At 55.9% G+C, this 23,941-nt stretch carries 22 protein-coding genes and 1 other RNA gene; 14 read left to right on the forward strand and 9 right to left on the reverse strand.

Features of this window, described 5'->3' with window-relative positions; translation table 11 throughout:
* Positions 1–193: 193 nt before the first annotated feature.
* Positions 194–1,780 (forward strand): RNA-directed DNA polymerase, encoded by a 1,587-nt coding sequence (locus H7849_RS19255; protein ID WP_186741667.1) that lies wholly within the window; start codon positions 194–196, stop codon positions 1,778–1,780.
* A gap of 128 nt (positions 1,781–1,908) precedes the next feature.
* Here the strand turns inward: H7849_RS19255 and H7849_RS19260 are convergent, their stop codons facing one another.
* Complete coding sequence (locus H7849_RS19260; RefSeq protein WP_186741669.1) at positions 1,909–4,002, reverse strand: radical SAM protein; 2,094 nt, start codon at positions 4,000–4,002, stop codon at positions 1,909–1,911.
* A gap of 337 nt (positions 4,003–4,339) precedes the next feature.
* On the opposite strand from H7849_RS19260, the gene H7849_RS19265 reads away from it, so the two are divergent.
* From H7849_RS19265 to H7849_RS19275, 3 genes are all read left to right on the forward strand, one after another.
* Positions 4,340–5,452 carry a patatin-like phospholipase family protein gene (locus H7849_RS19265; protein ID WP_186741671.1) on the forward strand — a complete coding sequence of 371 codons (1,113 nt, stop codon included), beginning with the start codon at positions 4,340–4,342 and terminating at the stop codon, positions 5,450–5,452.
* 84 nt (positions 5,453–5,536) lie between these two features.
* Complete coding sequence (locus tag H7849_RS19270; protein ID WP_186741673.1) at positions 5,537–5,716, forward strand: hypothetical protein; 180 nt, start codon at positions 5,537–5,539, stop codon at positions 5,714–5,716.
* A gap of 75 nt (positions 5,717–5,791) precedes the next feature.
* The gene (locus H7849_RS19275) at positions 5,792–6,175 is read left to right on the forward strand and encodes a nuclear transport factor 2 family protein (protein ID WP_186741675.1); all 384 of its coding nucleotides are present in this window, start codon (positions 5,792–5,794) and stop codon (positions 6,173–6,175) included.
* Here H7849_RS19275 and H7849_RS19280 read toward each other — a convergent pair.
* Positions 6,172–6,555 (reverse strand): VOC family protein, encoded by a 384-nt coding sequence (locus H7849_RS19280; protein ID WP_186741677.1) that lies wholly within the window; start codon positions 6,553–6,555, stop codon positions 6,172–6,174. The genes H7849_RS19275 and H7849_RS19280 overlap by 4 nt on opposite strands.
* Before the next feature lie 277 nt (positions 6,556–6,832).
* Between H7849_RS19280 and H7849_RS19285 the strand changes: the two genes are divergently transcribed.
* The 4 genes from H7849_RS19285 (at position 6,833) to H7849_RS19300 (ending at position 8,572) form a co-directional block, all read left to right on the forward strand.
* Positions 6,833–7,459, forward strand: a complete 627-nt coding sequence (locus H7849_RS19285; protein ID WP_186741679.1) for a DUF2971 domain-containing protein — start codon at positions 6,833–6,835, stop codon at positions 7,457–7,459.
* Between the two features lie 86 nt (positions 7,460–7,545).
* A complete protein-coding gene (locus H7849_RS27600) occupies positions 7,546–7,725 on the forward strand; it encodes a BrnT family toxin (protein WP_222439689.1) in 180 nt (59 codons plus the stop codon).
* A 60-nt stretch (positions 7,726–7,785) separates the two neighbouring features.
* Positions 7,786–8,097 carry a BrnA antitoxin family protein gene (locus H7849_RS19295; protein WP_186741681.1) on the forward strand — a complete coding sequence of 104 codons (312 nt, stop codon included), beginning with the start codon at positions 7,786–7,788 and terminating at the stop codon, positions 8,095–8,097.
* 37 nt (positions 8,098–8,134) lie between these two features.
* Positions 8,135–8,572: a DUF4288 domain-containing protein gene (locus H7849_RS19300; protein WP_186741683.1), complete on the forward strand. Its 438-nt coding sequence runs from the start codon at positions 8,135–8,137 to the stop codon at positions 8,570–8,572.
* Positions 8,573–8,733: 161 nt separating this feature from the next.
* Here the strand turns inward: H7849_RS19300 and H7849_RS19305 are convergent, their stop codons facing one another.
* On the reverse strand, positions 8,734–9,951 hold the full coding sequence (locus H7849_RS19305) for a glycine C-acetyltransferase (protein WP_186741685.1): 1,218 nt from the start codon (positions 9,949–9,951) through the stop codon (positions 8,734–8,736).
* Between the two features lie 410 nt (positions 9,952–10,361).
* On the opposite strand from H7849_RS19305, the gene H7849_RS19310 reads away from it, so the two are divergent.
* The 3 genes from H7849_RS19310 (at position 10,362) to H7849_RS19320 (ending at position 15,031) form a co-directional block, all read left to right on the forward strand.
* Positions 10,362–11,195, forward strand: a complete 834-nt coding sequence (locus H7849_RS19310) for a hypothetical protein (protein WP_186741687.1) — start codon at positions 10,362–10,364, stop codon at positions 11,193–11,195.
* A gap of 211 nt (positions 11,196–11,406) precedes the next feature.
* Positions 11,407–13,902, forward strand: coding sequence for an ABC transporter permease (locus tag H7849_RS19315; RefSeq protein ID WP_186741689.1), 2,496 nt, complete (start codon positions 11,407–11,409; stop codon positions 13,900–13,902).
* Positions 13,903–14,053: 151 nt separating this feature from the next.
* Entirely contained in the window at positions 14,054–15,031 is a 978-nt protein-coding gene (locus tag H7849_RS19320; RefSeq protein WP_186741691.1) for an Ig-like domain-containing protein, read from the forward strand.
* 4 nt (positions 15,032–15,035) lie between these two features.
* Here the strand turns inward: H7849_RS19320 and H7849_RS19325 are convergent, their stop codons facing one another.
* Both H7849_RS19325 and fabD read right to left on the reverse strand, forming a co-directional pair.
* The gene (locus tag H7849_RS19325) at positions 15,036–15,455 is read right to left on the reverse strand and encodes a DUF302 domain-containing protein (protein WP_186741693.1); all 420 of its coding nucleotides are present in this window, start codon (positions 15,453–15,455) and stop codon (positions 15,036–15,038) included.
* 36 nt (positions 15,456–15,491) lie between these two features.
* Positions 15,492–16,460 (reverse strand): ACP S-malonyltransferase, encoded by a 969-nt coding sequence (gene fabD / locus H7849_RS19330; RefSeq protein WP_186741695.1) that lies wholly within the window; start codon positions 16,458–16,460, stop codon positions 15,492–15,494.
* Positions 16,461–16,528: 68 nt separating this feature from the next.
* Here fabD and H7849_RS19335 point away from each other — a divergent pair, with 68 nt between their 5' ends.
* Positions 16,529–16,927, forward strand: coding sequence for a (R)-mandelonitrile lyase (locus H7849_RS19335; protein WP_186741697.1), 399 nt, complete (start codon positions 16,529–16,531; stop codon positions 16,925–16,927).
* Between the two features lie 115 nt (positions 16,928–17,042).
* Here the strand turns inward: H7849_RS19335 and H7849_RS19340 are convergent, their stop codons facing one another.
* The 3 genes from H7849_RS19340 to H7849_RS19350 all read right to left on the reverse strand — a co-directional run bounded on the left by H7849_RS19340 (position 17,043) and on the right by H7849_RS19350 (position 19,946).
* Positions 17,043–17,456, reverse strand: coding sequence for a GIY-YIG nuclease family protein (locus tag H7849_RS19340; protein ID WP_186741699.1), 414 nt, complete (start codon positions 17,454–17,456; stop codon positions 17,043–17,045).
* A gap of 194 nt (positions 17,457–17,650) precedes the next feature.
* An RNA gene (gene rnpB / locus H7849_RS19345) (RNase P RNA component class A) lies at positions 17,651–18,092 on the reverse strand.
* Between the two features lie 150 nt (positions 18,093–18,242).
* Entirely contained in the window at positions 18,243–19,946 is a 1,704-nt protein-coding gene (locus tag H7849_RS19350; RefSeq protein ID WP_186741701.1) for a hypothetical protein, read from the reverse strand.
* A gap of 307 nt (positions 19,947–20,253) precedes the next feature.
* Here H7849_RS19350 and H7849_RS19355 point away from each other — a divergent pair, with 307 nt between their 5' ends.
* On the forward strand, positions 20,254–21,480 hold the full coding sequence (locus H7849_RS19355) for a carbohydrate porin (RefSeq protein WP_186741703.1): 1,227 nt from the start codon (positions 20,254–20,256) through the stop codon (positions 21,478–21,480).
* A 166-nt stretch (positions 21,481–21,646) separates the two neighbouring features.
* On the opposite strand, the gene H7849_RS19360 is transcribed toward H7849_RS19355, so the two are convergent.
* On the reverse strand, positions 21,647–21,961 hold the full coding sequence (locus tag H7849_RS19360) for an RcnB family protein (RefSeq protein WP_186741704.1): 315 nt from the start codon (positions 21,959–21,961) through the stop codon (positions 21,647–21,649).
* A 726-nt stretch (positions 21,962–22,687) separates the two neighbouring features.
* Between H7849_RS19360 and H7849_RS19365 the strand changes: the two genes are divergently transcribed.
* Positions 22,688–23,779, forward strand: coding sequence for an IS5 family transposase (locus H7849_RS19365; protein WP_186741706.1), 1,092 nt, complete (start codon positions 22,688–22,690; stop codon positions 23,777–23,779).
* Positions 23,780–23,941 lie beyond the last annotated feature (162 nt).

The raw sequence follows: 23,941 nt of genomic DNA on the forward strand, positions 1-23,941 counted from the left end.
ATGTCATGGCACTGAACAAAAAGAGGGCTTGAATGGGCCAATCCCCGTCCACCTCGTCGAGGCGGCCAGTCGTGGAAGTTGAAGGGGGCATCCCATGTCTCACAGAGACATGGGATGCCCCTTCTTGTAAAATCCGCTTGCGAAAGATATGGCTACGGCGCCCGTAATCTCACCCCTATCGGTGGAAGATCTCATGACACGAGGTTATTTCCCTGGCCGAGTGATTCCTCCCGTTAACTCGCTAGGACTGGGAACAGCATTAACTGACATGCTGAATTACGTTCGGCCTATAGCGTCGAAGATGGTTCAGAAAAAGGCCAATAAGTTGCGGAGTCGTTGCGTCACGCATTCCATCCCTAAGCGGAAGCATTTACGTAGGACGTTATCAATTCCCAACCCTTTTCATCAATGCATGCTTTCTGATGAGATCGCTACGAATTGGTTAGAGCTAGAGGAATTCTGCAGTAAATCTCCTTTTTCTCTAAGTGCACCAATTTTAGATTCAACTCGTTCAATCGATCGCAAGACTCCCTTAAATATTCAACCGCAATTTAGGGCGCATAGGTCGGTTGGTCGTCGATATCTACTGAAGACTGACATCGCGCGTTTCTATCCCTCGATCTATACGCATAGCATTCCTTGGGCGCTGCATGGAAAGCCAGCAGCTAGAAAAGATACGCAATATCAGTTATTGGGAAACAGGCTTGATCTTTGGACAAGGGAAACCCAGGATAAACAAACAGGTCGGATACCAATAGGGCCTGATTCGTCATTCTTAATTGGCGAAATCGTCGGTACTGCACTCGATTTAGAGCTAAAGGATAGACTGCCTGCCCTACGAGGTACGAGAAATATCGATGACTATTACCTTTATTTCGATTCAGTATCGGACGCAGAGACGGGATTAGCAGCCCTTCACAGTATTGCTAGGCAATTTGAACTAGAAATTAACGATCCTAAGACAGAAATAGTTCAGTTACCAGATATTCTCGAACCGTCTTGGAAAAGCGAGCTTCGGAATATAGTAATTCGGAAAACTCCTCAGCCCCAAGCTACCGACTTACTCAATCTTTTTGACCGAGCTTTTGAACACTCCAAGAATTTTCCAACCGACAATGTCCTAACATACGCAGCAAGACAAGTACTCAGCTCGGACATATTTGAAGAAAATTGGGAACTCTGTGAAGCTTTGCTCCTCAAGGCAGCAATAGCGGAACCGACAATGATGTCCGTTCTAGAGTTGATCTACGATAACTATGCTTCCTATCATACAAGCAACGACGCTCTTGCCAGCGCTCTGTACAGTATCTGCTATTATCATGCTCCCCTTCAGCAGGGGAACGAGGTCTCTTGGGCCTTGTGGCTTGCCAGAAAATTGAATGTACCAATTCCCAAATCGGTAGCAGACGCTGTTGCCAAACTCGATGATGATGTCGTGGCACTCGTGGCTTTGGACCTTCTTGAACAGGGTAATTTCGATACAGATCAATTGGAACTTTGGTATGGGCATATGGCCGGTTCAAGTCTTTATGAAGATCATTGGCTTTTGGCTTATGAAGCACATGAGCACGGATGGCAGCCTACGACTGTAAAGAAAGACTACGTTGCTGCAGATCCCTTTTTCTCCATCCTTCAGACACATGGTGTTAGGTTCTACGGGGATGGACTTGCTGCTACAACCAGCTATATGGAGTATGGGGAAGAAGAAATCGAGGGTATCGATCCTGACGACTATGATCCTGAAGAGCCTGAAGAAGAAGTTGACGAGATAGGGCTTTGACCTAAGATTTGGAAACAAATATCAGCTTCGACATCGATAGAAACCGTAAAGCCCGGCGTTTGGCCGGGCTTTTCTTGTTTTTGCGCCGCTTGCGGCGCGTATCGCTGGACGCGCAGTCCCCTGGATGGTTAGTCCCCCATGACGGGTTCTTCGGTTGCGGGGGCCGTCTTCGGCGCTGGGGCGATTGAGTTGATGGAGACGAGGCCTTCGACTGGCTTTTCGCCGAGGATGTGCTCGCGGTAGAGCTTGGCCATCTGTGCGTTCTCGGCGTCCTGCTTGAGCTTGGCGTCGCGGGCGCGAATCTTTTCTTCGCGCGAGTTCTTGGCGATGCCCAGCTTGTCGAGGGTGTCGTTGGCGTGGGCGTGCACGTGCTCGTCGTTGAGGACGAGGGTGTGCTGCGCTTCGCCCATGCCGACTTTCTTGCCGCCGGCGAAGATTTCGTGACGGCCATGCTCGTCATACCACTTGGTGAGCGTGGAGGTCATGTGCATCTTCTCGATGATGTTGCGCCAGCCCACGCCCGTGTTGTAGGCGCAGAAGCTGATTTCGCCTTCCTGCGTGGCGTAAGGAATGATGCACTGCTCGGTGCGGCGGAAGTCGTAGTTGAAGAGATCCTGGAACCACATGCCGGCGATGAAGAGAAAGTTCCAGCGGTCGGCGCGGCGCATTTCGATGTCGGCCATGGTGCGGTCGGCCTTCACGGAACCATACTTGCGCTTGGTGGAGCCGGAGAACTTGTCGAACTTCTTCAGCAGGTCCATGATGCGCATGTGTGTCGGCGCCTTGGTCGGATCGTAGTTGCGCAGCAGCGCAAGCGTGATACCGACGAGCGAGAGGAACTTGCCGCGAGCGGCGTCGTTGACCTTGGCTACGTCCTTGGCGAGGCGGTCGGCGTTCAGGAACGCGGTGACCGGAACGGCTTCCTTCGTTTCCTTGTCGATCATGATGGCCATGCCGATGCCGCAGTTCGGGTGGCATCCGCAGGAAATCTGTCCCCAGTCGCGGTCAGGACCGTGAACGAGGTCGGCGAAGTCGGAGAAGGTGGAGATGAAGCTGATAGGGAACCAGTCGCGGGTCGGCTCGCCGATGCCGGTCTGGCTCTTGACGTCGTGCGCGAGGTGCGAGAGCGTGTAACGCTGCGCTTCGCGGCGCTCGTCCGAGACTTCCTCGTCGCGGCCGGTGAAGGAGACGGGCTGGAAGCTGAGGAAGTTGATCTTCTTGGGGTTGTCGAGCGCGAACTGGATGATGTGGCCGACCTGCTCGTTGTTGATGCCGTTGACGATGGTCGTGACGGGGACGATGTCCACGCCGGCTTCGTGCAGGTTGTGGATGGCCTGGAGCTTTACATCGAAGAGGTTGCCGACCTTGCGGTGCGAGTTGGCGGCGTTGCCGATGCCGTCGAACTGGAGGTAGGCGTAGCGCAGACCAGCTTCGGCTGCGGCCTTGGAGAACTCCTTCGACTTGGCGAACTCGATGCCGTTGGTCGCGGCCTGAACGGATTCGTAACCGACCTTGCGGGCGTAGGCGACCGCGTCAAGGAAGTAGGGCGAGAGCGTCGGCTCGCCACCGGAGAACTGGACCGACATCTGACGGCGCGGCTTGATGGTGATCGCGTTGTCGAGCATGGTCTTGATGTCGTCCCACGTGAGCTCGTGGACGAAGCCAACCTGGTTGGCGTCCATGAAGCAGGGGTCGCACATCATGTTGCAGCGGTTGGTCAGGTCGATGGTGAGAACCGAGCCGCGGCCGTGCGTCACGGTTGACGTCCCGTGGTTGTGGAGCCTTTCGTCATTGTGGGCGCGGATGTCGCGGCCGGGGAAGACCTCTTCGAGGTGCTTGAAGAAGGCCGGGTCCATGGACATGACGTCTTCGAAGTGGCCGTGCTTGGGGCAGTCCTTGACCATGAGGATCTTGCCGTCGCGCTCGATGATCTGCGCCTTGATTTCGCCAACCTTCTCATTCAGAAGGATTTCGTGAGGCAGCTTGCCGTCGATGATCTGCTGGCGGATCTCAGGGACGCACTTGGGGCAGAGCGAATCGGTGGTGCGGGGCCAGCCGAGGGGCGGCTTTTCCTTTTGCCAGGACTTGAGCAGAGGCTTATCGGACCACTTAGGGGTGAATGATTCGTTGGGGCTGATGCTGTTCAGCCTCTCGAAGACGGACCAGACGCCATTCGCGGCGAGGGTGACCGCCCGCTCTGCGTACTTCACGGCTTTCGACATTTTTCAGTTCTCCTGAAGCTACCTGCCAGTTGTAGGTGACTCAAAACACGCTTTCGGACAGGAAAGCCAACTTGTGCTTTACCGAACCTCGGGGGAGCGCGGGTTATGGTAACTGCCGCTTCCAGAGGACTTTACAGTTTCAAGGATAGTCGCCGGGGAAGGCGAGAAGAACCGAGTTGGGCCGAATGGGGAAAATTGGTGTTTGGACGGGGATCGTTGGGGGTGAATGGAATGGCAATTCCGCTCAGATGAACAATTTACTTGTCGGAAAGGGAGTCGGATTGTAACGTTTTCGTGCAGAATCTCGACCATTTCCCCAGAACAGGAGCCCTAATTTATGGCACTTTACGATCTTGTGTTTGAAGGCGGCGGCGCCAAAGGAATGGCGTTTGGCGGTGCGCTTCAGGTGTTTGCCGACGCGGGGCATCAGCATCGGCGCGTCGTTGGAACCTCCGCCGGAGCGATTACGGCCATGCTCACGGGCGCGGGTTACACTCCAGCGGAGTTGATCACGGAATGCACCAAGACCGATGCGGCGGGGAATCCGATCTTTGCCGCGTTCATGGACCCTCCGGCTGAATCTGACTTCACGCAGGACCTGATTGAAGGCTGCGAGACGATCGCGCTGATGAAGGCGGCGGGATTTCCCTTCTCGGGGGTGATGCAGAACGTCGAAGAGAAGATCATCAAGGCGTTGCTTCACCTGGAGCTATATCGCGAGTTGTTTTCTTTTAATGAATGCGGCGGATTCTATGCCGGGGACAAGGCGCTGGCGTGGTTTCGCGAGCGGCTGGTCGCGAAAGGCCTGGCGGCGGATATCACCTGGGCCGATTTCGCGAAGAAGACGGGCAAGGATGTGTCGGTGGTGACGACCGATGTGACCGATAAGGAGTCGGTGGTGCTGAATGCGCGCACGGCTCCAAATGCTCCGGTAGCCGAGTCGGTGCGCATGTCGATGAGCATTCCTTTTGTGTGGCGGGAGATGATCTGGGAGCCGGAGTGGGGCACGTATAACGTGCTGGATGCGAATGGCCAGATCACGCGACGCCCGAAGGCGGGCAATATCTTCGTCGATGGCGGGGTATTGTCGAATTTTCCGCTGCGGCTCATTGCCGAATCGACGCCGGAGGTGATCGCGGTAATGGGAAAGACCGATCCTGGCGGTGCCGGGAATCTTGGGCTGCTTCTGGATGCGACGGTGATGGTGCCGGGGGCTGAGGTTTCTGACACCAGACGGCCTCGGTTGCGAGCGGCTGACCGGGTGACACGGCTGATCGACACGCTTACAGACAGCTCGGATCTGGCGGTGATGCGGCAGTATGAGTCGGCTGTCTGCCGGTTGCCGGTGGGGGGATACGGCACGACGGAGTTTCGCATGTCGGCGGATCGGCAGAAACTGCTGATCGGCTCGGGCACGACAGCGATGAAGAAGTATCTGGGCGTCGCATGACAACTGTCATATCGCTTTGCTGACAAAGCTTACTGCTGCGGCGCTGCGAACGGTGCGATTCTAGCCCTGTCAAAAGGAGGGGTTATGAACAACGTTCCGGTGCAGCATCCGCCGCAGCAAGCCGAAAGGTGCGATCCATTCAACCGCGTCGTTTATGGACTCGGCATGGCTCTGTTCATGTTCGGAATCTTCGTCCCCGGCGCGCATACGCTCATGATGGTTGGCCTCGCGCTGCTTGCGATCGCCTGGGTCATCGAATGGTAAGTGGTAAAAACCAGGTTCACGCGGCTGTGCTACACTTCGCCCGTTCGCCGGATACTTCCGAGTTAACGAGGGAATATGTCAGTTGCCGATATTGCTAATGATCTGGTCAAGCTTTGCCGCGAAGGCAAAAACCTTGAAGCCGTCGATAAGTACTACGCCGATGACATCGTCAGCGTGGAGTCAGCCAGCGGTCCGGGTATGCCCGCAGAGATGAAAGGCATCGAAGCGATCCGCGGAAAGAATGCGTGGTGGGTGGAGAACCACGAAGTCCATAGCGGCGAGGCAAATGGGCCGTATGTTGGAGAGAATCAGTTCGCCGTCGAGTTCAAGTTTGACGTGACGAACAAGCCATCGGGCAAGCGCATGCAGCTGGAAGAGATGGCTCTATACACCGTGAAGAACGGCAAGATTGTCCACGAGCATTTCTATTACAACCCGGGCAGCATGGGCGGAAATTAGACGTAGTTCGATATCTCGATCAGGTTCTGGTCGGGGTCACGGATATAGACGGACATCAGCTTACCGACGGCCCCGGCGCGTTCCACGGGGCCTTCTTCTATGTGGACCTTCAGCAGGTTCAGATATTCGACGACTTCTTCCATCGGCGTGAGAGTGATAAAGCAGAGGTCTGCTGCGCCGGGTGTTGGACGACAAGCCTTGGGCTCGAATTCGTGTCCGCGCTGGTGGAGATTGATTTTCTGGTCGCCGAATTTGAGGGCCGTGCGGCCCGAGAAGGTGACGATGTCCATGCCGAGGACTTCGGTGTAGAAGTCGGTGGTGGCGTGGATGTTGGCGACGGTCAGGACGATGTGGTCCAGTTGCTCCAGGGTGAAAGCCATTGCTGCATTATGGACTTATCGATGCGATGTGCGGAACCTCATTGTAGGAGTGAGTCAGTTTTACCCTAGAGGAGCGAGACAGGCCCCAAGTACATCGTATTCAGCCTGCCAGGGTCAAAAGAGCACAGGTCCGAGAATGCCGACTATACCGACAAATGGATTACTTCCAGGTGACCGACAATCCGACCGAAACAGGGCGATCAGCGTTCGCACGCTTCGCATCGGCAGAGCGATCGGTATGATCATCGAAGCGGCCGCCAACTAGAACGATAGCCCTATGCAACGCACCTACCACTTCGTCCCTCTCTGTCACGGACTCGATGACCTGTGTCATCGGCATTTGAAAATTGCACAGCTAGACGATCTAAATGACCCTTTCGAGCTTTGGGCAATCGCGCAACCTGACCAGCGTCTTCGACAGGCTATCAGCGCAACAAAACAACAAATGGCCAAGCAATACGGGTTGCTGTGCTTCAGCTTGGATTGGCACAACCCGCTGCTTTGGAGCCACTTCGCTGATAGGCATCGCGGGCTGGCCTTGGGCTTCGATGTGAACGAGCGGATTCTGAAGCGAGTTTCCTATGTGAAAGACAGACCAGTTCCGGAGAAGATTAACTTCGAAACTGCTGATCGGCTCCTGTTCACGAAGTACGAAGATTGGCGCTACGAACAGGAAGCCAGAATCTACACAACGTTGCAAGACCCCGACCCCAAAACTGGCTTGTACTTCGCCGACTTCGGTGAGCAGCTTGTATTGCGTGAAGTGATTGCAGGTCCACTCTGCGCGGTTACAAAGCAAGAGCTTTGCGACGCAGCAGGTTCGGCAACCGAGGTCGAGTTTAAAAAAGCGGGATTGGCATTCGACACTTTTCGCATGGTGATCGACCCAGCGTGGGTTTGGTGAGCAGCGCTGACGCAGCATTCGGCAAGCTGGACTTGCGCGAAATGCAATCTCCTCTTATGTAGCTACATTTGTAGTACAATCCAATTGTGGAATTTGAATGGGACTCCAGAAAAGCAGCTTCCAATCGGCGTAAACATGGAATTCCGTTCCCGTTCGCAGCTCGCGTCTTTCTCGATGAGAACCGCATGGATCGACTCGATGAGGATTCGGAAGATCGAGAAGAGCGGTGGATCACGTTGGGGTCGTGGAAGATATCGAAATCGTAATTGTCTACACGCTGCGGGCAGAGACAGTGAGAATCATTTCTGCCAGAAGGGCAAATCGATATGAGCGCCAAGAATACTGGAACCGTTAAATTTCGCCTGGACAGCAAGAAGCTCCCGACTCTGCCGAAGAAGAAGCTGGACGCGCTGCGTAAGCTGAAGGATGACGAGATCGACTATAGCGACATTCCGCCGCAGACAAATGTAAAGTGGACGCGGCCGGGTGCGCTGGTTCCCACAGAGAATAAGCGGCAGATCACGCTTCGTCTGGATGCGGATGTCGTGTCATTTTTCAAGAAGACAGGCAAGCGGTACCAGAGCCGCATCAATGCTGCCCTTCGTGAGTATGTAAATGCTCAGAAGAAGGTGAGCTAGGTTCGAACCAATTTTCGAGTTACCGGGAAACGAAACCATGGCCTACATTCCTGAAGACGCTGAATGGTATTTAGCAGAGATCATTCTCGAAATATGTGTCGAAGACGATCCGCGTAATGTTGTCCATATCAATGTGGTTCTCATACACGCTACTAACCCGGAAGAAGCTTATGACAAAGCTATGAAGCGTGGAAAAACCGAGGAGCAGACCTACGAGAATCAGCAAGGTAAGTCGGTCGTCTCGATATTCAAGGGCCTGCGCGATCTTTTAGTTATCCATGACAAGCTCGAAGATGGAGCGGAGCTGAGTTACAAAGAGCAAATCGGTTTGACGAAAGAGCAAGTCAGCAGCCTGATTACTCCCAAACATCAATTGGGCATCTTTGCCCCTGTCGAGCAGATTGATAAACCGGATTATGCTGCTGGAGACATCGTGGCTGAGGTGTACGAACGATTTCCCGAGTTGAAACGGTAAGCCATCATCGCTGAGATTCTTCCTCCCGTTGGTCGTCAGAATGACGGGCCAACTTACGATTGCGATGAGTCCCGGAAAAGCAGGTCCTTCGACTTCCACTTCACTACGTTCAGGGTCCGCTCAGGATGACATCGTATGAGTAAGTGGTGGGGTGCTGGGGATTAGCTCAGAATCCCCAGCTTCTTTGCGGTCTTTTCCAGCGTATCCAAAGCCTGATCGAGTTGGTCTTTCGTGTGTTCGCTGGTCATGATGGTGCGGATGCGCGCTTTGCCTTCGGGGACGGTGGGGAAGGCTATTCCGGTTGCCATGACGCCTGCATCGAAGAGGGCTTTCGAGAAGTCCATTGTCTTTTTGCCGTCGCCGATGATGATGGGCGTGATCGGTGTTTCGCTGGCGGGGGTGGTGACGCCGCCGATGTCGAAACCGATGCGGCCTAGCTGCTCTTTGAAGTAGCGCGTGTTGCTCCAGAGGCGGTCGATGCGCTCGGGTTCGTTCTCCAACAGATCAAAAGCCGCGATGCAGGTTGCGGCTACTGATGGCGGATGCGAGGTTGAGAAAAGGAACGGGCGGGCGCGGTGATAGAGGTAGTCGATGAGGTCGCGGCTGCCGCAGACGTATCCGCCTAATGCGCCGATGGCTTTCGAGAGCGTGCCTACCTGGATGTCGACGCGGCCGTGGCACCCGAAATGATCAATCGACCCGCGACCGTTGCGGCCCAGTACGCCTGAGGCGTGCGCGTCGTCGACCATCATGATGGCGCCATACTTGTCGGCAAGATCACACAGCTTGTCCACAGGCCCGATGTCGCCGTCCATCGAGAAGACGCCGTCGGTGATGATGAGCTTGCGACCGGGCTCGTTTGCGACTTCTTTGAGCTGCTCTTCTGCGTGGGCGACATCTTTGTGGCGGAAGACCTTGATCTTGGCGCGGGAGAGACGCGCGCCGTCGATGATGCTGGCGTGGTTGAGTTCGTCGGAGATGATGAAGTCTTCTTTGCCGAGGATGGACGAAACCGTCCCGGCGTTGGCGGTGAATCCGCTCTGGAAGACGACGCAGGCTTCGACATTCTTGAAACGTGCGATTTTTTCTTCGAGATCCATGTGGATCTTCATGGTGCCGGCGATGGTTCTTACCGCTCCCGAGCCAACGCCGTAGGTCTTTGTTGCTTCAAGGGCGGCTTCGCGCAGCAAAGGGTGGTTGCACAGGCCGAGGTAATTGTTCGAAGCGAGGTTGATGACCTTTTTCCCGTCGTAGGTGCAGACAGGGCCCTGCTCATCTTCAAGGATGCGCAGCTTGAAGTGGGTGCCGCGCTGCTTCAGGTTGTCCAGTATTGCCGTGAGGTGCTTGAGTTGCGGGCGCTGGGAGAGGGTGGTCGACATAAAGGTTGCCTCGCTTTGCAAAAAATGGCGTAACTGGAGCCTGCTATCCACTTTATGGCATGTGGCGTTGCGAGAGGAAATCAGGCCAGACTAGGCGGAGGCTGAAGACTGTGGCGGGTCCACAGGCGAGGCCGACAACAAAGTCGGGCCTGATTTCCATCGCAACCCAAGGGACGGGGCGGAATTTCTCGATGGCTGCGTCACTCGTCGCTAACATACGCCCGGTATGCGTCGCTTCTCCTTTCTTGCCCTCGAAAAAATCCGCTCCCGTCGCCACGTGTCATAAAGTGGATAGCAGGCTCTAGCATCCTATCGTGTAGGGGCGCGGAGACAAAACAGGCAGCGCTTCTTCACTGCGCGGCATCCGAACGAGCACCGTTCAGGTTTACAACTAGGAGATAGACCCATACATGCAGATCAAATACATTTCGCGCATTGCACTTTTGCTGGCGGTTGCGCTTACGGCTGGCTGTCACAAGAATTCCGAGGAGAAGCCGACGGCGAGCACTCCGGCATCCGCCGATCCGTCGAGCGCGGCGGCGACGAACCCGGCTCCAACTTCGGCTCCGGCAAGTTCGGCGACCACCCCGGCGCCAGCGCAGCCAGCCGCAACTGGATCGAGTGCAGCCGCTCCTGCGCCTGCACCTGCGCCGATTGACTCGTCGGCTGGCGCTGCAACCCCAACTCCGGACCAGCCGGTAGCTCCGCAACAGGCAGCCAATGCTCCGGCTCCTGCGCTGCCCGAGGTTCCAGAGGGAACAGTCCTCAGCATCCGCACGAATCAGACGATCAACGTAAAGCATGCCGAGGCAGGACAATCGTTCACGGGCACGATCACCAATCCGATTGTGGTGGATGGCAATACGGTGATTCCGACGGGTTCGACGGCGGAGGGAATGGTAGTGCAGGCACACAAGCGCGGCCACTTCAAGGGAGCGTCAACGCTGCAACTCACCCTGACGGCGCTGAACATCAATGGCCAGCACTATCGCATTGACACGAGCAGCGTAACCCGGACCAAGAAGGGTAAGGGCAAGCGCAGCGCGGCATTTATCGGCGGCGGCACCGGATTAGGGATGCTGATCGGCGGGGTGGCTACGGGCGGAGTCGGCCTGCTGGTCGGCGGACTTGCGGGCGCGGGCGCGGGAACCGGCGTCGCGGCCTTTACCGGCAACAAGGACGTCACCATCCCGGCGGAGTCTGTCTTGAACTTCAAGCTGGCAGCGCCGATTCATCTGCGGTAATAAACCACATATCAGCGAATGGCGGGCACTCCTGAGAGGAGTGCCCGTTTTTGTTCACTTCCGGACGCACCCGTTCAATTCTGGACGCTTCATCCTGGCTTCCCTCGCCCTGAGTCAGATAAATCTCTGCATAGAAAGCACTTAGGGTCCGGCGGTGTTTGGCGGAACGGATGCTGCACATTTGCCGTAGCTGTATTTTTGTGAGGACCGGATGCCAACGTTTCTGCTCGACCTGAAGTTTGCCTTCCGCCAGTTGCGCAAGTCGCCTGGATTCGCCGCCACGGCGGTGTTGATGCTTGCCTTCGGGATTGGCGCGACCACCGCGATTTTTTCGATTGTCGAAGGCGTATTGCTGCGGCCACTGCCGTTCCCCGATCCTGACCGGCTGGTGGTGCTTGCGGACCGTTTGCAGGGCGCCGATGTGGGTGGCAATGGTGAGGCCGGCGTGACCGTGCCGGATATTCGCGCTTACACACGCGACACGCATTCGTTTACGGCACTCGGCGGTTATCAGTTCGCAGGTTATGAGCTATCGGGCAACGGAGATCCTGCGCAAGTGAATGCCGCGCGGCTGACTGGTGGAGTGTTTCCGGCGCTGGGCGTGGCTCCGCTTCTGGGACGCGTGTATACGCAGCAGGAAGATGACGATCATCAGCAGGTGGTGGTGCTGAGCTATTCGACCTGGCAGAGCCGCTTCCATGGCGATCCGAAGATTTTGGGCACGAAGATTCTGCTCGACCGCAAGCCGTATCTCGTGATCGGCGTGATGCCACGCAATTTCGAGTTTCCTCTCACGTCGGGGCATCTGAACCGCATCGAGCTTTGGGCGCCGATGAGCTTCCGTCCGGATGAGCTGAGCCCTACAGCCGGTGCGAATTGGAGCTACCAGATGGTGGGCCGTCTGAAGCCGGGCGTCTCAACGACACAAGCGCAACAGGATGCCGAGCGCGTTGCACAGGACATCATGCGAGGCTATCCGTCGTTCATGGCCAGCCTGCATATCACTTCCGTCGTACGTCCTCTGCAGGAGGAGACGATTGAGGGAGCGCGACCGCTGGTGCGGACGCTCTTTTTTGCGGTTGCTATCGTGTTGCTGATTGCCTGCGCAAACCTTGCCGGGCTGCTGCTGGTCCGCGCCATTCGCAGGCAACGTGAAGTTGCTGTGCGCATGGCGTTGGGTGCGCGTTCGTCGGCGCTGCTGCGCCAGGCCATTCTTGAGAGCCTTATCCTGAGCGTGACGGGGGGCGTCCTTGGCGTAGTTCTGGCGGGGGCGGCCCTGACATTGGGCAAGAATCTGCTGCCGGAGAGCCTGCCGCGCATCAGCGAGATCGGCCTGAACTGGATCGTAGTTGGCTTTGCGTTGCTGCTTGCTGTTGCCACCGGCTTTGTCTGCGGGCTGGCTCCAGCGTTTGCTGCGTTGCGCACCAGCGTGAACGAAACACTGAAGGAAGGCGGCCGCAGCGGATCGGCTGGCGGCGGTCATGCGCGTCTACGGTCAGCGCTGGTGGTGGCGGAGATTGCCATCGCTCTGATTCTGCTTACGGCTTCGGGATTGCTGTTGCGCAGCTTTGAGAAGATGCGCTCAGTCGATCTAGGCTTCCAGCCGGAGCACATTGCGACGGCGGCATATTCTCTGCCGCAGAAGCAGTACGCTACGCAGGCATCGATCGATACCTTCAATAAGGAATTGCTGCTGCGACTGCGACAGGCTCCGGGCGGGCAGGCTGTAGGCCTCACCAGCTTTTTGCCTGCTTCCGGGAACAATAATAATCAGGCGTTTGTTCCTGAGGGCTATGTTCCGCCTAAGGGCGAGAACATGAGCCTGGCTACGAACGCGATTGTGATGGGCGATTACTTCAGCGCGATGAAGATTCCGCTGCTGCGCGGGCGATATCTGACCGAAGCGGACAATGCGGATGCTCAACTTGTTTTGGTGGTGAACCGCAAACTGGCGGAACACTACTGGCCCAATCAGGATCCAATCGGCAAGCGGATTCGCATCGGCACGCCGGAAATGCAGACTCCGTGGCTAACGATAGTGGGCGAGATTGCTGATGTGAAGCTCGGGGCTCCCGACGAGCCAACGAAGGAGCAGTATTACCTGACAGTGGATCAAATTGAGAAAGCCTTCGGTACGCTGGCCAATCCGGCCACCGATCTGAATGGCAATGGCGGATATATTGTTCTGCGCAGCGCGCTTCCGCCTGAGCAGATGGAGAATGTTCTGCGTGCGACTGCGCGTTCCATCGATCCACAGCTGGCGCTGACCCAGGTGCAGACCATGGTTCAGAATGTGTCTGACACCGAAGCTCCGCGTCGCTTTAACACGGCTCTCATTTCGGCCTTTGCTGCTGCTGCTGTGTTGCTTGCTGTGCTCGGCATCTACAGCGTCATTGCCTTCTCCGTCGCGTCACGCGTACATGAGATGGCGATCCGCATGGCGCTCGGCTCGCAGCGCGGTGGCATTATGCGACTGATTCTTATCTCCGGGACGAAGCTGGCGGCGGTCGGCTGTGCCATTGGATTGATCGGAGGGGCGGCGGCGGCCGGCCTGTTGCGATCGTTCCTCTTCGGCGTGAGCCCGTTCGATCCGGTGGTGCTGACGATGGCAGCCGTCGCCGTGCTGCTGCTCGCTCTGGCGGCGTCGGCGCTTCCGGCGATGCGTGCCGCTTCGATTGATCCCATGCAATCGCTGCGCGGGGAATAGAATCCCCGATCCCAAATTCGCTGCGTCTAACAGGTGCGATCTGCGCGTCAGAGCCGGCAATGGTTTCCGCGCCATCGCCGATTTTGCGCCGCGCAGATACAATTGGGTATTAATCAGAAATCCTGTTGGAAAAGAGCAGAGAACCGGACGAATGAGTTTGCAGTCATCGAGCAACATCTGGAAGTCGAATAACACCGCAACAATCAGGCGTGGGTCCCATTGGGCCGCATTTCTCGCTCTTTTTCTTTTAGTTGCGCAGAGTCACGGCCAGACGATCGGCACCCGGACTGCTCTTTCTGTCGCAACGGAAGCGGCAAAGACCACACTCTCGGTTACGGTGAAGGATCCCACAGGCGCCGCTGTCTCTGACGGAACGGTAAGCTTTGTCAGCAATGGCCAGTCGCTTGGGTCGGCCATTGTTCAGGACAACGGCACAGCCATGCTGACGCTGGATAAAATACCTGCCTTCGCCAGGCAGATCACTGCGGTTTACTCCGGCAGCGGGCACTACGCGGCTTCCACCTCAGCGAGTGCGAACCTGCAGGCGAACAACACGTCGGCGCCTCCGGATTTTTCTGTTACAGCCAATCCCACTTCACTGAACCTAAACCCCGGTGATTTCGGGACCGTGATTATTACGGTGACTCCGGAGAATGGCTTCACCCAGTCAGTTACGCTCGCCTTATCCGGATTGCCGACGACCACGACCAGCTCGCGCTTTACGCCGAGTATCGTCACCCCGACGTCAACCGCCGCAGTCACCAGCACGCTGCAGATTCAGACCACGGCGAGTTCGAGTTCTTCGCGGAATGAAGGGTTGCCGGGTAGCGGCGGCGGATTCCACCTCACGTATGCGATGCTCTTTCCCGGCGTGCTGGCGCTGGTTGGTATCGGCGCGCTGAGGAAACGCGGCGGCAATGGCCTTCGCCTGATGGGTGTGGCTGTTCTGCTGCTGGCAAGCGCATCTGGCCTTACCGCCTGCTCGCAGCGGTACAGCTACCTGCACCATCCACCTACACCGAATACCGGAACCCCGCCAGGAACCTACAATGTCACCCTTACCGCCTATTCCAACAACGGCGGCGAGGTCACCACCCATTCGCTCGCGCTGACCGTTACGGTCAAGTAAAAGCCTAGCTGGCGATCGCGGCGGCCAGCTTCTCAATCACCGCTATGTTGGGCACCAGTTCATGCGGCAATCCATGCCGCACAGCGAGATAAGCGGGAGCGTTCCAGGAAACGAAAACGCTCCCGTTTGCGTCTTCCCCGTTTTTCGTTTCCCCGTTTTTCGTTTCGTAGATCAGAATTTTCAGCGGCAGATCGATGGCGATGCTCGGGGACGCGAGCATCAGCGGCGTTCCTGCTTTTGGGCTGCCGAAGATGGCCAGCTTTGTTGGCGGCATCTTCAGTCCGGCTTTTTCTGCCTCGCCGCTGTGATCGACCAGCGCAAAGAGCTTGATGCCTTTTTCTACGAGAATCTTCTCCAGTCTCGCCACGGTCTCATCGACTGAATGGCTGCTGGGAATCGTGACAATGCCATTGGTGTCCGTCATGCGCAGGGCCTCCGCATCGGCAATTGTACTCGTGGTTTATGAGGCGGGCGTAAGCGCAGCGAGCGTCCTTTCGAGGCTGGCCTCGTCGCCTACGTTGAGCGCGGTCTGCGAGCGCCCTGTCTCTCGATGTTGGATCTGGCGCATCAGCCCTGCAAGCACCTTGCCGGGACCAACTTCGATAAAGTGCGTCGGCTTCTGGTCAATGAGCACGCGCATCGATTCGACCCAGCGGACCGATGCCGTGACCTGCCGAATGAGCGCGTCGCGCAATTGCTCTGCGTCTGTCGTCAGGGCCGCATCGACATTCGTTACAACGGGCCTGCTGGGCGCGGAGAAGTTGAGCCGGCGCAGGTCTTCGGCGAGACGGTCCTGCGCAGGCTGCATCAGGGCGCAATGGAAGGGCGCGCTTACCGCGAGCATCACGACCTTCTTTGCGCCGGTATCTTTTGCTATGGCTGCGGCCTTTTCGACAGCGGCCACAGAACCTGAGATCACCGTCTGCTCGGGCGAGTTGAGGTTCGCCGCGGAAACGACTCCGCCTGATTCGCTGGCAGCCTTCGCGCAGACTTCGATCACTGCTTCCGGCGCGAGGCCGAGGATCGCAGCCATCGCGCCTTCACCTGCGGGCACGGCTTCCTGCATGTAACGGCCACGGTTACGAACTGTCTTTACCGCGTCGGTGAAAGAGAGGACGCCTGCGGCTACATCTGCTGAATATTCGCCGAGTGAATGGCCTGCGACGAAGGATGGGGTGACGCCTTTCTCGGCCAGTACGCGCTGCGCGGCAATCGAGACGGTGAAGATCGCGGGCTGCGTGAACTCGGTCAGCTTGAGCTTCTCTTCCGGGCCTTCGAAGCAGAGCTCCGAAAGCGAGAATTCGAGCGCCTCGTCGGCTTCTTCGAAGGTCTGTTTTGCGATGGGGAATTTTTCAGATAGATCGCGGCCCATGCCAACGGCTTGCGAGCCCTGTCCGGGAAACAGGAAGGCTAACTTTCTTTCACTCATGACTTGGGTATTTCAAATGATTCCGGCATGCGATGCAAGCCGCTCGCCCGCGCATCTACAATCGAGGCATGAAAATCATCACCAACCAGATACGTGGCTGCCGCAAAGGGCCGGAAGCTTACTTCACCGGAACCGTCTGGATCGACGAAGTCATTACCACGCCTGCTCCGGCGCGCGTCAGCGCTGCCATGGTTTCTTTTGCGCCAGGAGCGCGAACGGCATGGCATACGCATCCAGTGGGGCAGTCGCTGCATGTCATTTCCGGAGTGGGGCGGGTACAGCTCAAGGGCGAAGGGGTGCAGGAGATTCATCCCGGCGACACGGTCTGGATCGAGCCCGGTGAGGAACACTGGCATGGCGCAGTTCCCGACCGCACGATGACGCATCTTGCGATTCAGGAAAGCGACCACACTGGAGCGTTTGTGGTGTGGCACAAGCATGTGACGGACGAGGAGTATTCCTCGTAAGCGCCAACAATAAGGAAGGCCCCGGTTTCCTGTTCAGGAAATATGGGGCCCTCATTACGAGGGGCCTGTAAGGTGCAGCGCAAGCTTTAGTGCGCCCCAAAGGTAATGATTGACATTACTGTTCTTGATCTTGATCTACCAGAAGAGCCTTGGGAATCCTGACCTTCTTGAATCTTGGTGTGGATTTATTTGTCGCACGTGGCATAGCGGCAATAAGTATCGCTTCTAATTCTGCAATTTTCTGCTGGTTTCCATTGGCAGAAGTGACCGCGAACGCAGAGAAGTAATTCCAATGGGGATAGTACCGATCCGCTATTTTGTTGGCGTGGTCATGTAATCGTGAAAAAAGATTCTGGGCCCTGCCGATGTAATACAACTCGTCGCCCCGATAAAGCACATAAACGCCTGGGTGCTTCAAATCCGGAACGTTGGTTTTAATGAGCAGTCGTTTTTTGCTGTCTTTCGTTCGGAATACCTTACGAGGCCACATGCGGAAGAATTTGCAATCGCTCAAGTCCAAGGCTGGCAAGCTGAATTATTTCCTTTCTGATGATTTTTCAAAGGATAGCGACAGCTTTTTTTATTGGCAATGAATTTAGTTGGGCCCTATTGTCCAAAGTTAGGGAGCAGAGTCGCCGTCTGCATGCAAAGAGGCCAGCCAGATTGCAAATTTGAGATCAAAACGGGAAGACCCCGGCTCCTTTTTCGGAGATCCGGGGCCATCATTGCAAGCAGCCTGTAAGCCGAATTCTGTCGAGGACGGTCATTCCTCTAGGCGACGCATTGCTGCGGCGCTCAAGCGACCTACCCGAAGGTTTCCGCTCCACTTTGCGGGGCAAGCCCGCCAGTCTGGAGAACCCACGTTGGCGCGCCGGGCAGGCACGCCGCGCGGCTATCTGGGTCTCACCCGCGCATCCCTCCCTATTTGGTCTTGCTCCGTGTGGGGTTTACCCTGCCCCCGACGTTACCGCCGGAGCGGTGCGCTCTTACCGCACCTTTTCACCCTTACCTTGCGCCTTGCGGCGTAGGCGGTATCTTCTCTGTGGCACTAGCCGTCTCGAAGCCTTGACGCTTCGATCCCGGACGTTATCCGGCACACTGCCCTGCGGAGTTCGGACTTTCCTCTCCTGATCTTGCGATCAGCAGCGACCGCCCAGCTGCTCGCTTGTTCTTATAGTAACGCAGCTTTAGGCAATAATTGAGGCCTTGCAAAGCTATCTAGCAGTAGGACCGCCGGTGTTTTAGCGTTGATCCCCGGGAATCGCCAGCAGCTACTTCACGCTTGACAGCAGCCTATTGACATGGGAAGTCGAGCTTAATTTAACGGAAATGGACCCTGTATAGTCCCTCTATCTCGGTCAATTATCCACGCGGCGCCCGAACTATCTACTGCAACACCTGTTATCAACCCCGCATTCAACGATCTCATGCTTGCTGGCGGCTGCTGCCAATGGTAATTAGCTTTCGAGTAGAACAAGATTTTTTTTCCAGATGCAAAAAGAAAGTTGTCCGAATCGTCGCTTATAGATTGCACTAGACCTAAATTTGAGGTTATACGATCCGGTTTCCATTCTTTGATTGAGAGAGTGTAGGCTGATCCGGAAATATCGGTATAGATCAACTGGTGCCGAGGGTGATCGAAGCCAAGCGTCGAGGTTTCCCCAATATATTCGGATGAAAATTCTCTAAAATTTTGACCTGGGTGGTTCCAAATTGGCCAAAAGCGAATCTCCTGCAAGTCGGCTATTACCAAGAAAATGCCCGTACCATCAGTCGCTATTCCCTTGCATGATCGCTTTCCGACGTCAGTTGACGTGAGTAATACTTCCTCAGTCTCGTTCGTAGGAAGAAAACGTCGGAATATTTTGCAGCCCAGATCGTTATTGTTCGCACTAACATAAATTGCTTCTCTCGTGGCAGCCAATGCATCCGGTGACCATGTTCTGGGAAGGGGAAATACCTTCTGAATGCTAATGCTGCTTTCATCAACAACAATCTTCGAAACGAAGCCATCTTTATCGAGTACAAAGAGTCCCGCAACAGGATCGTAGGCCAAATCGATTGGGTACCAATCTTTTTGTCGATATGTCAGCATACTCGGGCGCGAGGGTTGATTTTTTTTGCTTATTCGGAGCAGATAGTAATAGGAATAGGAATTTGATTGTTGGTTGTAATTAAAGAACGTGTCCTGGATACTCGATGCGCTCCGAATAAACGCGCTCTGTGACTCAGTAGCTCTGTACGGAGGTCCTTGACCCAGGAAGGCGATGATGTGATTTATCGCGTCGTCATATGAGGCTGCTTTAGCATCTGTAAGGGAGTTAGCGGTACTCCTTCCAACAAAGTAAAAACTATCTGTAGTGGTAGGAGGATTTTCGACCCAAGAGGGTGTTCCATCCGACTGAGCATTAACTACTCTAATATTAAACAGATAGAATCCAACAGCAGATTTACGCACGATGCTTGGAAAACCTTCGGGCATCCGTCCCTCCGCAGCCGCGGCGAGTATTTCAAAAGATCTCTGCTGATCTTTGAATTCCGAAGACAGAGTCTCAAAATCTTCCTCCGTTATGCTGAGAACTTTGGCGATATCGTCCGCGTAAGATCTCATATGAGTTAAGGGCTCTTTGCCTTGCCTCACTGAGCGACGAAGCGTCTGATAGTCAGCTGGCCAAATCAATGCCTTGATTGCGGTCAAACTACTAGTAGTGATCGCTAGAATGAGGACTGCATTTCTCGCGCGCTTGCTTCTAGCTCCATGCAGATAAACGATAACTGCCCCGCAGGTTATGATCACAATGTCGAAGGTCAATAGAATCCTGGATTCTACCTTCCAATCTTCGATCTCCTGCTCATACTGCTGCACAGTATCGTTAAAGTCTTTGGTCTGACGTTTTTTTATGAAGTCACTTACGAGCTTTTGAGCGTTAGCTGGGTTCGCCTGACCAATCGCAGGTAGACAGCTTGAGATAAGTAAGAACAGAACGAAGAGGCGGATAAACCTAACTAAGACTTTCATCGGCTGTCGAGCCTCAAAAATGCAATCAGCATAGCGCCGTGTAGGGGCTTCGGCAAGTCAAACATTGCTCTGCTTTATCGGGACGATCGCCTCGGCTTACCCTCCATACATACCCCTTGGTCAGTATTTCTGCACTTATCGAGCACAAAAACACCTGGCAAGGTAAACCGCTTCCGCTGCGTTTGTGGCCTGCCGGAAGATATGTAAAGATGGTCGGCGATTCGGGGGGCAGAAAATTTGAGAACCCGATTGCTCCTGCTTGTGCTCGCAGCAAGCCTATCGGCCACCGGTCAGAGCCGCGGCGTCAATGCTGCCCCCGCTCCTCAGTTGGGGCCAACCATCTCAAACCAAGCCGCCTGCTCCAGTGAAGCAAGAAACCGACGAGTTGAAGCAGCAGCTCGACGTAGACGCGGCCGCATTGTCGAAGATACCTGCCGATCCGCTTGTCCGGCCCGATCCTCTGGCGCCGATCTTTCAACCGGTCGATAAGCTCAGCGATCGTCTTGTTCAATCGGCGCGCTTGAAGTTCGGGGCTACGTATACGTTTCTGAATCAGTACGCGACTATCGTGCCCGATGGTACTGCAAGACACAATCAACTCAGCGGACGCCTCGATTTTACCGGGGCCTGGAGTGTGTACGATCACGGAAGCAGCGCCGGATCCATGAGCCTGCTCGTGCGCTCCGGCACAAATATCGGCGTCAGTCAGCAATTCAACCTGAGCGACAGCATTGGCTCAGGACTCTATCTGAACTGTCTGCAAGGAGGCGGTCCCCAGGAGCCGATCACACTGAACGTTCTCTACTGGCGCCAGGATTTCTTCGCGAAGAGACTTTCGTTTTATGTGGGCAAGATCCATCCCAATGAGTTTGTCACTCTCAGCATGTTCAACAACGACGAACGAACACAGTTCCTGAATGGGGCGAACGATGGCAACCTGGCGGTCGCCTACGATGGAACCTATGCCGCCGGCGGCGCGGTTGAATTCCAGGCTACCCGGCATATTTACATTCACGCGATCGCCGTGGACACGGAGGGCGCGCAACAGAGAAACATCGAAACGCTCGTCGACCGAAAATTTGCGGAGGATGTTGAACTGGGGTGGAGATCAGGATCGCTGGGTGAACAGTACCGGCATATTCGAGTTGGCATTTGGCGAGACGATACGAAGAACAATGGGAGTGGATATGGAGGCGGCATTGGATTCGACCACGAATTTGAAAATGGCTTGGTTCCGTTCGGAAGGTTTGCCCTCGGCACCAGCACCGGGACCGCCATCAAACAAGTCGAGGGAATCGGCCTGGCTCGTGTGCGTCCATTCGGGCGTCGAGGAGACTTGTTCGCAATGGCGTTTAACTACAGCGAACCGAGCAATGGCAAGCATCACGAAAGCCTGTTCGAGTCGTTTTATCGCCTTCGCCTGACGCAGAGCATAAACATTGGCCCGGATCTTGAAGTCTCCATCCATCCCACCTACGCAACCAAGGCTTACTCTACGACCCTTTTGGGCGCGCGGATGGAGATTATCTTCTAAGGCGGGGCGCATATCTCGGCAACCACTTCTTCGGCAACCTGCTGATAGATGTGAGTTGGAAATTGTGTGCTGGTCGGCATGAAGCTCAACCTGTCGCTCAAAATCTTAGCGAATGGGAGCCGCACGCCGACACGCAGACATATGCAGACTTCGCTTGCACACTCGCTTAGTGTGATTCTGAGGCGATGACGACCGAAGCGATGACTCCGGTGCCGACGGCGGCCAACACGTAATTGCCGTCTACTTCGCGCCACTCATAACCGCGCGGAGGCTCCTGAAGATGATAGTGGTGGTAGTCGACGCGTTCGCCGCGGTCCCAGTCTTCATGGTGCATCTTGTAGCCGTGCTTCCATTCCTCATGGTGAACGTAGGCGTGGTTGTCGTGGTGGTCATCATGGTGATCCTGCGAAAAGGCAACTCCGCCGGGAAGCAGGATCGCAACAAGCGTGGGGTAAATTACAGCTTTGCGAATGAAGTTCATCAAATCTCCTGACGACCTAAGATGGCGAGCCTATCCGATGGTGTTGTTCTTTGTGGATTTGATGTTGTTCTTTGTGGATTTTTCACGTAGAACTCGCACGTTCTCGTGACTCGCTCATCGGGATTGCGAGCAATTGTTCGAAGAACACTGACAACCTTTTCAACACTGTGAACATCGTTGTCGAGGATCATTCGCTCCGCAATTCTGCCAGTGAATGTTTCGCCTCATGTCTGATACAAAGGACGCCATGCATTGCGGCCTCAAACTCTCGAATGGCAAGCAGGTTCTCGGACTTCCTGACCGGCTGCGACCTCGATTTCTTGCGGGGTTGTCGAAGGCCGAACTCGACTCGGTGCTGTCTCTTGCCAGGCACCGGGAATTCCGCAGACCTTCTGTGATCACGCATGAGGGAGATCCAGCCAAACGGCTCTTCCTGCTCACGAGTGGTCACGGCACGCCCCTCTTGCCGAAACAAGGCCTTTTCTGCACCCCAGAGTGCCCCACATCTCGCAGAGAATGCTGGATGCTTCGCAGGCTGCCAGCCAGCAGACGCTGTCAAGCCCCTGGAGCGAAATAAATCAATGGTGATCCCTTGACGGAGGAGGAGTTGGACCGTTTGTCCTGCGCAGCAGGACAGCGGTGAAAGAGCGGTGGGCTTCACAGGCTGCGGAAAAAGACTCTTTAGAGTCACTGTTTATGCAGCGGAGGATGAAGTAAGAAACAGGCATGCGTGGAGATGAGGAACAACAGAGTGGGATGTTCAGTTACGTAACGATGGAGGCTCGGATTGCATCGGATCATCCGGCGCGTCAGATTCGTTCGTTGGTGGACCGGGCATTGCAGCGGATGGATGGGGAGTTGGGGAAGCTTTATGCGAGCACAGGCCGTCCGTCGATTGCCCCCGAGCGGCTGCTGCGCGCGCAGTTGCTGATGGTGCTGTATTCGATTCGCTCGGAGCGTCAGCTGATGGAGCAGCTGAACTATAACCTGCTGTTTCGCTGGTTTGTCGGCCTGGAGATGGACGATCCGGTGTGGGACGTGACGGTGTTTACCAAGAACCGGGAGCGGCTGATCTCCGGAGGGGTGAGCCAGCAGTTGCTGCTGGCCGTGGTGGAAGAGGCCCGGGCTCACCAGTGGTTGAGCGAAGCGCACTTCACGGTGGATGGGACGCTGATCCAGGCCTGGGCTTCGACGCGCAGTTTCCAGCCGAAGAAGGAGCCGCCGCAAGCGGGCTCGGGAACTGGCGACGGAGGCCGGATTCGGTTGCGCGACAAGGTGGAGTCGAGGACCGATCCGGATGCGCGGCTTTACCGCAAGGCGGCGGCTGACCGCAGTGTTCCCAGTTATCTGGGTCACGCGTTGATGGAAAACCGCAGCGGATTAGTGATCGCAGCCGAAGCCAGTCTGGCCGCGACGGATGCGGAACGGAGGGCGGCGATCAGGCTGCTGGACCGCGGGGTGGCGCGTCCGGCTGGGGGCAGGTTTACGCTGGGGGCCGACACCCAGTATCAGGCAGCGGAGTTTATCCAGGCGCTGCGGGAGCGCTCGGTGGCTCCGCACGTCAGCGAATATGTGCACGGGAACCTGGGCAAGAATCACCTTACGGCGGCGGAGAGGTCCGATCCGTGGCGCTCAGTAAGTCAGCGCAAACGCAAGTTGATCGAGCGGGTCTTCGCCTGGAGCAAGTTGCACCGGGGGCTGCGGCAAGTGAAACTGCGCGGACTGGAGCGCGTGGACTGGTTCTACCGGCTCACCATCGCTGCATACAACCTGGTGCGCATGCGAAGGCTGATTCCGATGCAAAGCATGGCCGCTTAGGGCCGAAGTGTCTCTGGAGGCCACCAAAACGCCTTTCCAGAGACAAAAACCGCAACCGCAACAAACCGCTGCACAGGCTCAAAGCGCGAAAAAACTCTTCAGCAAGACCATACCAAGCTGAAAGCAGTCTTTTTCCGCAGCCTGTGAAGCCCCGCGTTAGGA

It is taken from the genome of Alloacidobacterium dinghuense (assembly GCF_014274465.1).
GTDB lineage: Bacteria > Acidobacteriota > Terriglobia > Terriglobales > Acidobacteriaceae > Alloacidobacterium > Alloacidobacterium dinghuense.

Bases quoted from the DNA above. Each gene is read 5' to 3' on its own strand.
- H7849_RS19255 (WP_186741667.1), top strand. From the start codon at position 194: ATGACACGAGGTTATTTCCCTGGCCGAGTGATTCCTCCCGTTAACTCG.
- H7849_RS19260 (WP_186741669.1), bottom strand. From the start codon at position 4,002: ATGTCGAAAGCCGTGAAGTACGCAGAGCGGGCGGTCACCCTCGCCGCG.
- H7849_RS19265 (WP_186741671.1), top strand. From the start codon at position 4,340: ATGGCACTTTACGATCTTGTGTTTGAAGGCGGCGGCGCCAAAGGAATG.
- H7849_RS19270 (WP_186741673.1), top strand. From the start codon at position 5,537: ATGAACAACGTTCCGGTGCAGCATCCGCCGCAGCAAGCCGAAAGGTGC.
- H7849_RS19275 (WP_186741675.1), top strand. From the start codon at position 5,792: ATGTCAGTTGCCGATATTGCTAATGATCTGGTCAAGCTTTGCCGCGAA.
- H7849_RS19280 (WP_186741677.1), bottom strand. From the start codon at position 6,555: ATGGCTTTCACCCTGGAGCAACTGGACCACATCGTCCTGACCGTCGCC.
- H7849_RS19285 (WP_186741679.1), top strand. From the start codon at position 6,833: ATGCAACGCACCTACCACTTCGTCCCTCTCTGTCACGGACTCGATGAC.
- H7849_RS19295 (WP_186741681.1), top strand. From the start codon at position 7,786: ATGAGCGCCAAGAATACTGGAACCGTTAAATTTCGCCTGGACAGCAAG.
- H7849_RS19300 (WP_186741683.1), top strand. From the start codon at position 8,135: ATGGCCTACATTCCTGAAGACGCTGAATGGTATTTAGCAGAGATCATT.
- H7849_RS19305 (WP_186741685.1), bottom strand. From the start codon at position 9,951: ATGTCGACCACCCTCTCCCAGCGCCCGCAACTCAAGCACCTCACGGCA.
- H7849_RS19310 (WP_186741687.1), top strand. From the start codon at position 10,362: ATGCAGATCAAATACATTTCGCGCATTGCACTTTTGCTGGCGGTTGCG.
- H7849_RS19315 (WP_186741689.1), top strand. From the start codon at position 11,407: ATGCCAACGTTTCTGCTCGACCTGAAGTTTGCCTTCCGCCAGTTGCGC.
- H7849_RS19320 (WP_186741691.1), top strand. From the start codon at position 14,054: ATGAGTTTGCAGTCATCGAGCAACATCTGGAAGTCGAATAACACCGCA.
- H7849_RS19325 (WP_186741693.1), bottom strand. From the start codon at position 15,455: ATGACGGACACCAATGGCATTGTCACGATTCCCAGCAGCCATTCAGTC.
- fabD (WP_186741695.1), bottom strand. From the start codon at position 16,460: ATGAGTGAAAGAAAGTTAGCCTTCCTGTTTCCCGGACAGGGCTCGCAA.
- H7849_RS19335 (WP_186741697.1), top strand. From the start codon at position 16,529: ATGAAAATCATCACCAACCAGATACGTGGCTGCCGCAAAGGGCCGGAA.
- H7849_RS19350 (WP_186741701.1), bottom strand. From the start codon at position 19,946: ATGAAAGTCTTAGTTAGGTTTATCCGCCTCTTCGTTCTGTTCTTACTT.
- H7849_RS19355 (WP_186741703.1), top strand. From the start codon at position 20,254: ATGCTGCCCCCGCTCCTCAGTTGGGGCCAACCATCTCAAACCAAGCCG.
- H7849_RS19360 (WP_186741704.1), bottom strand. From the start codon at position 21,961: ATGAACTTCATTCGCAAAGCTGTAATTTACCCCACGCTTGTTGCGATC.
- H7849_RS19365 (WP_186741706.1), top strand. From the start codon at position 22,688: ATGCGTGGAGATGAGGAACAACAGAGTGGGATGTTCAGTTACGTAACG.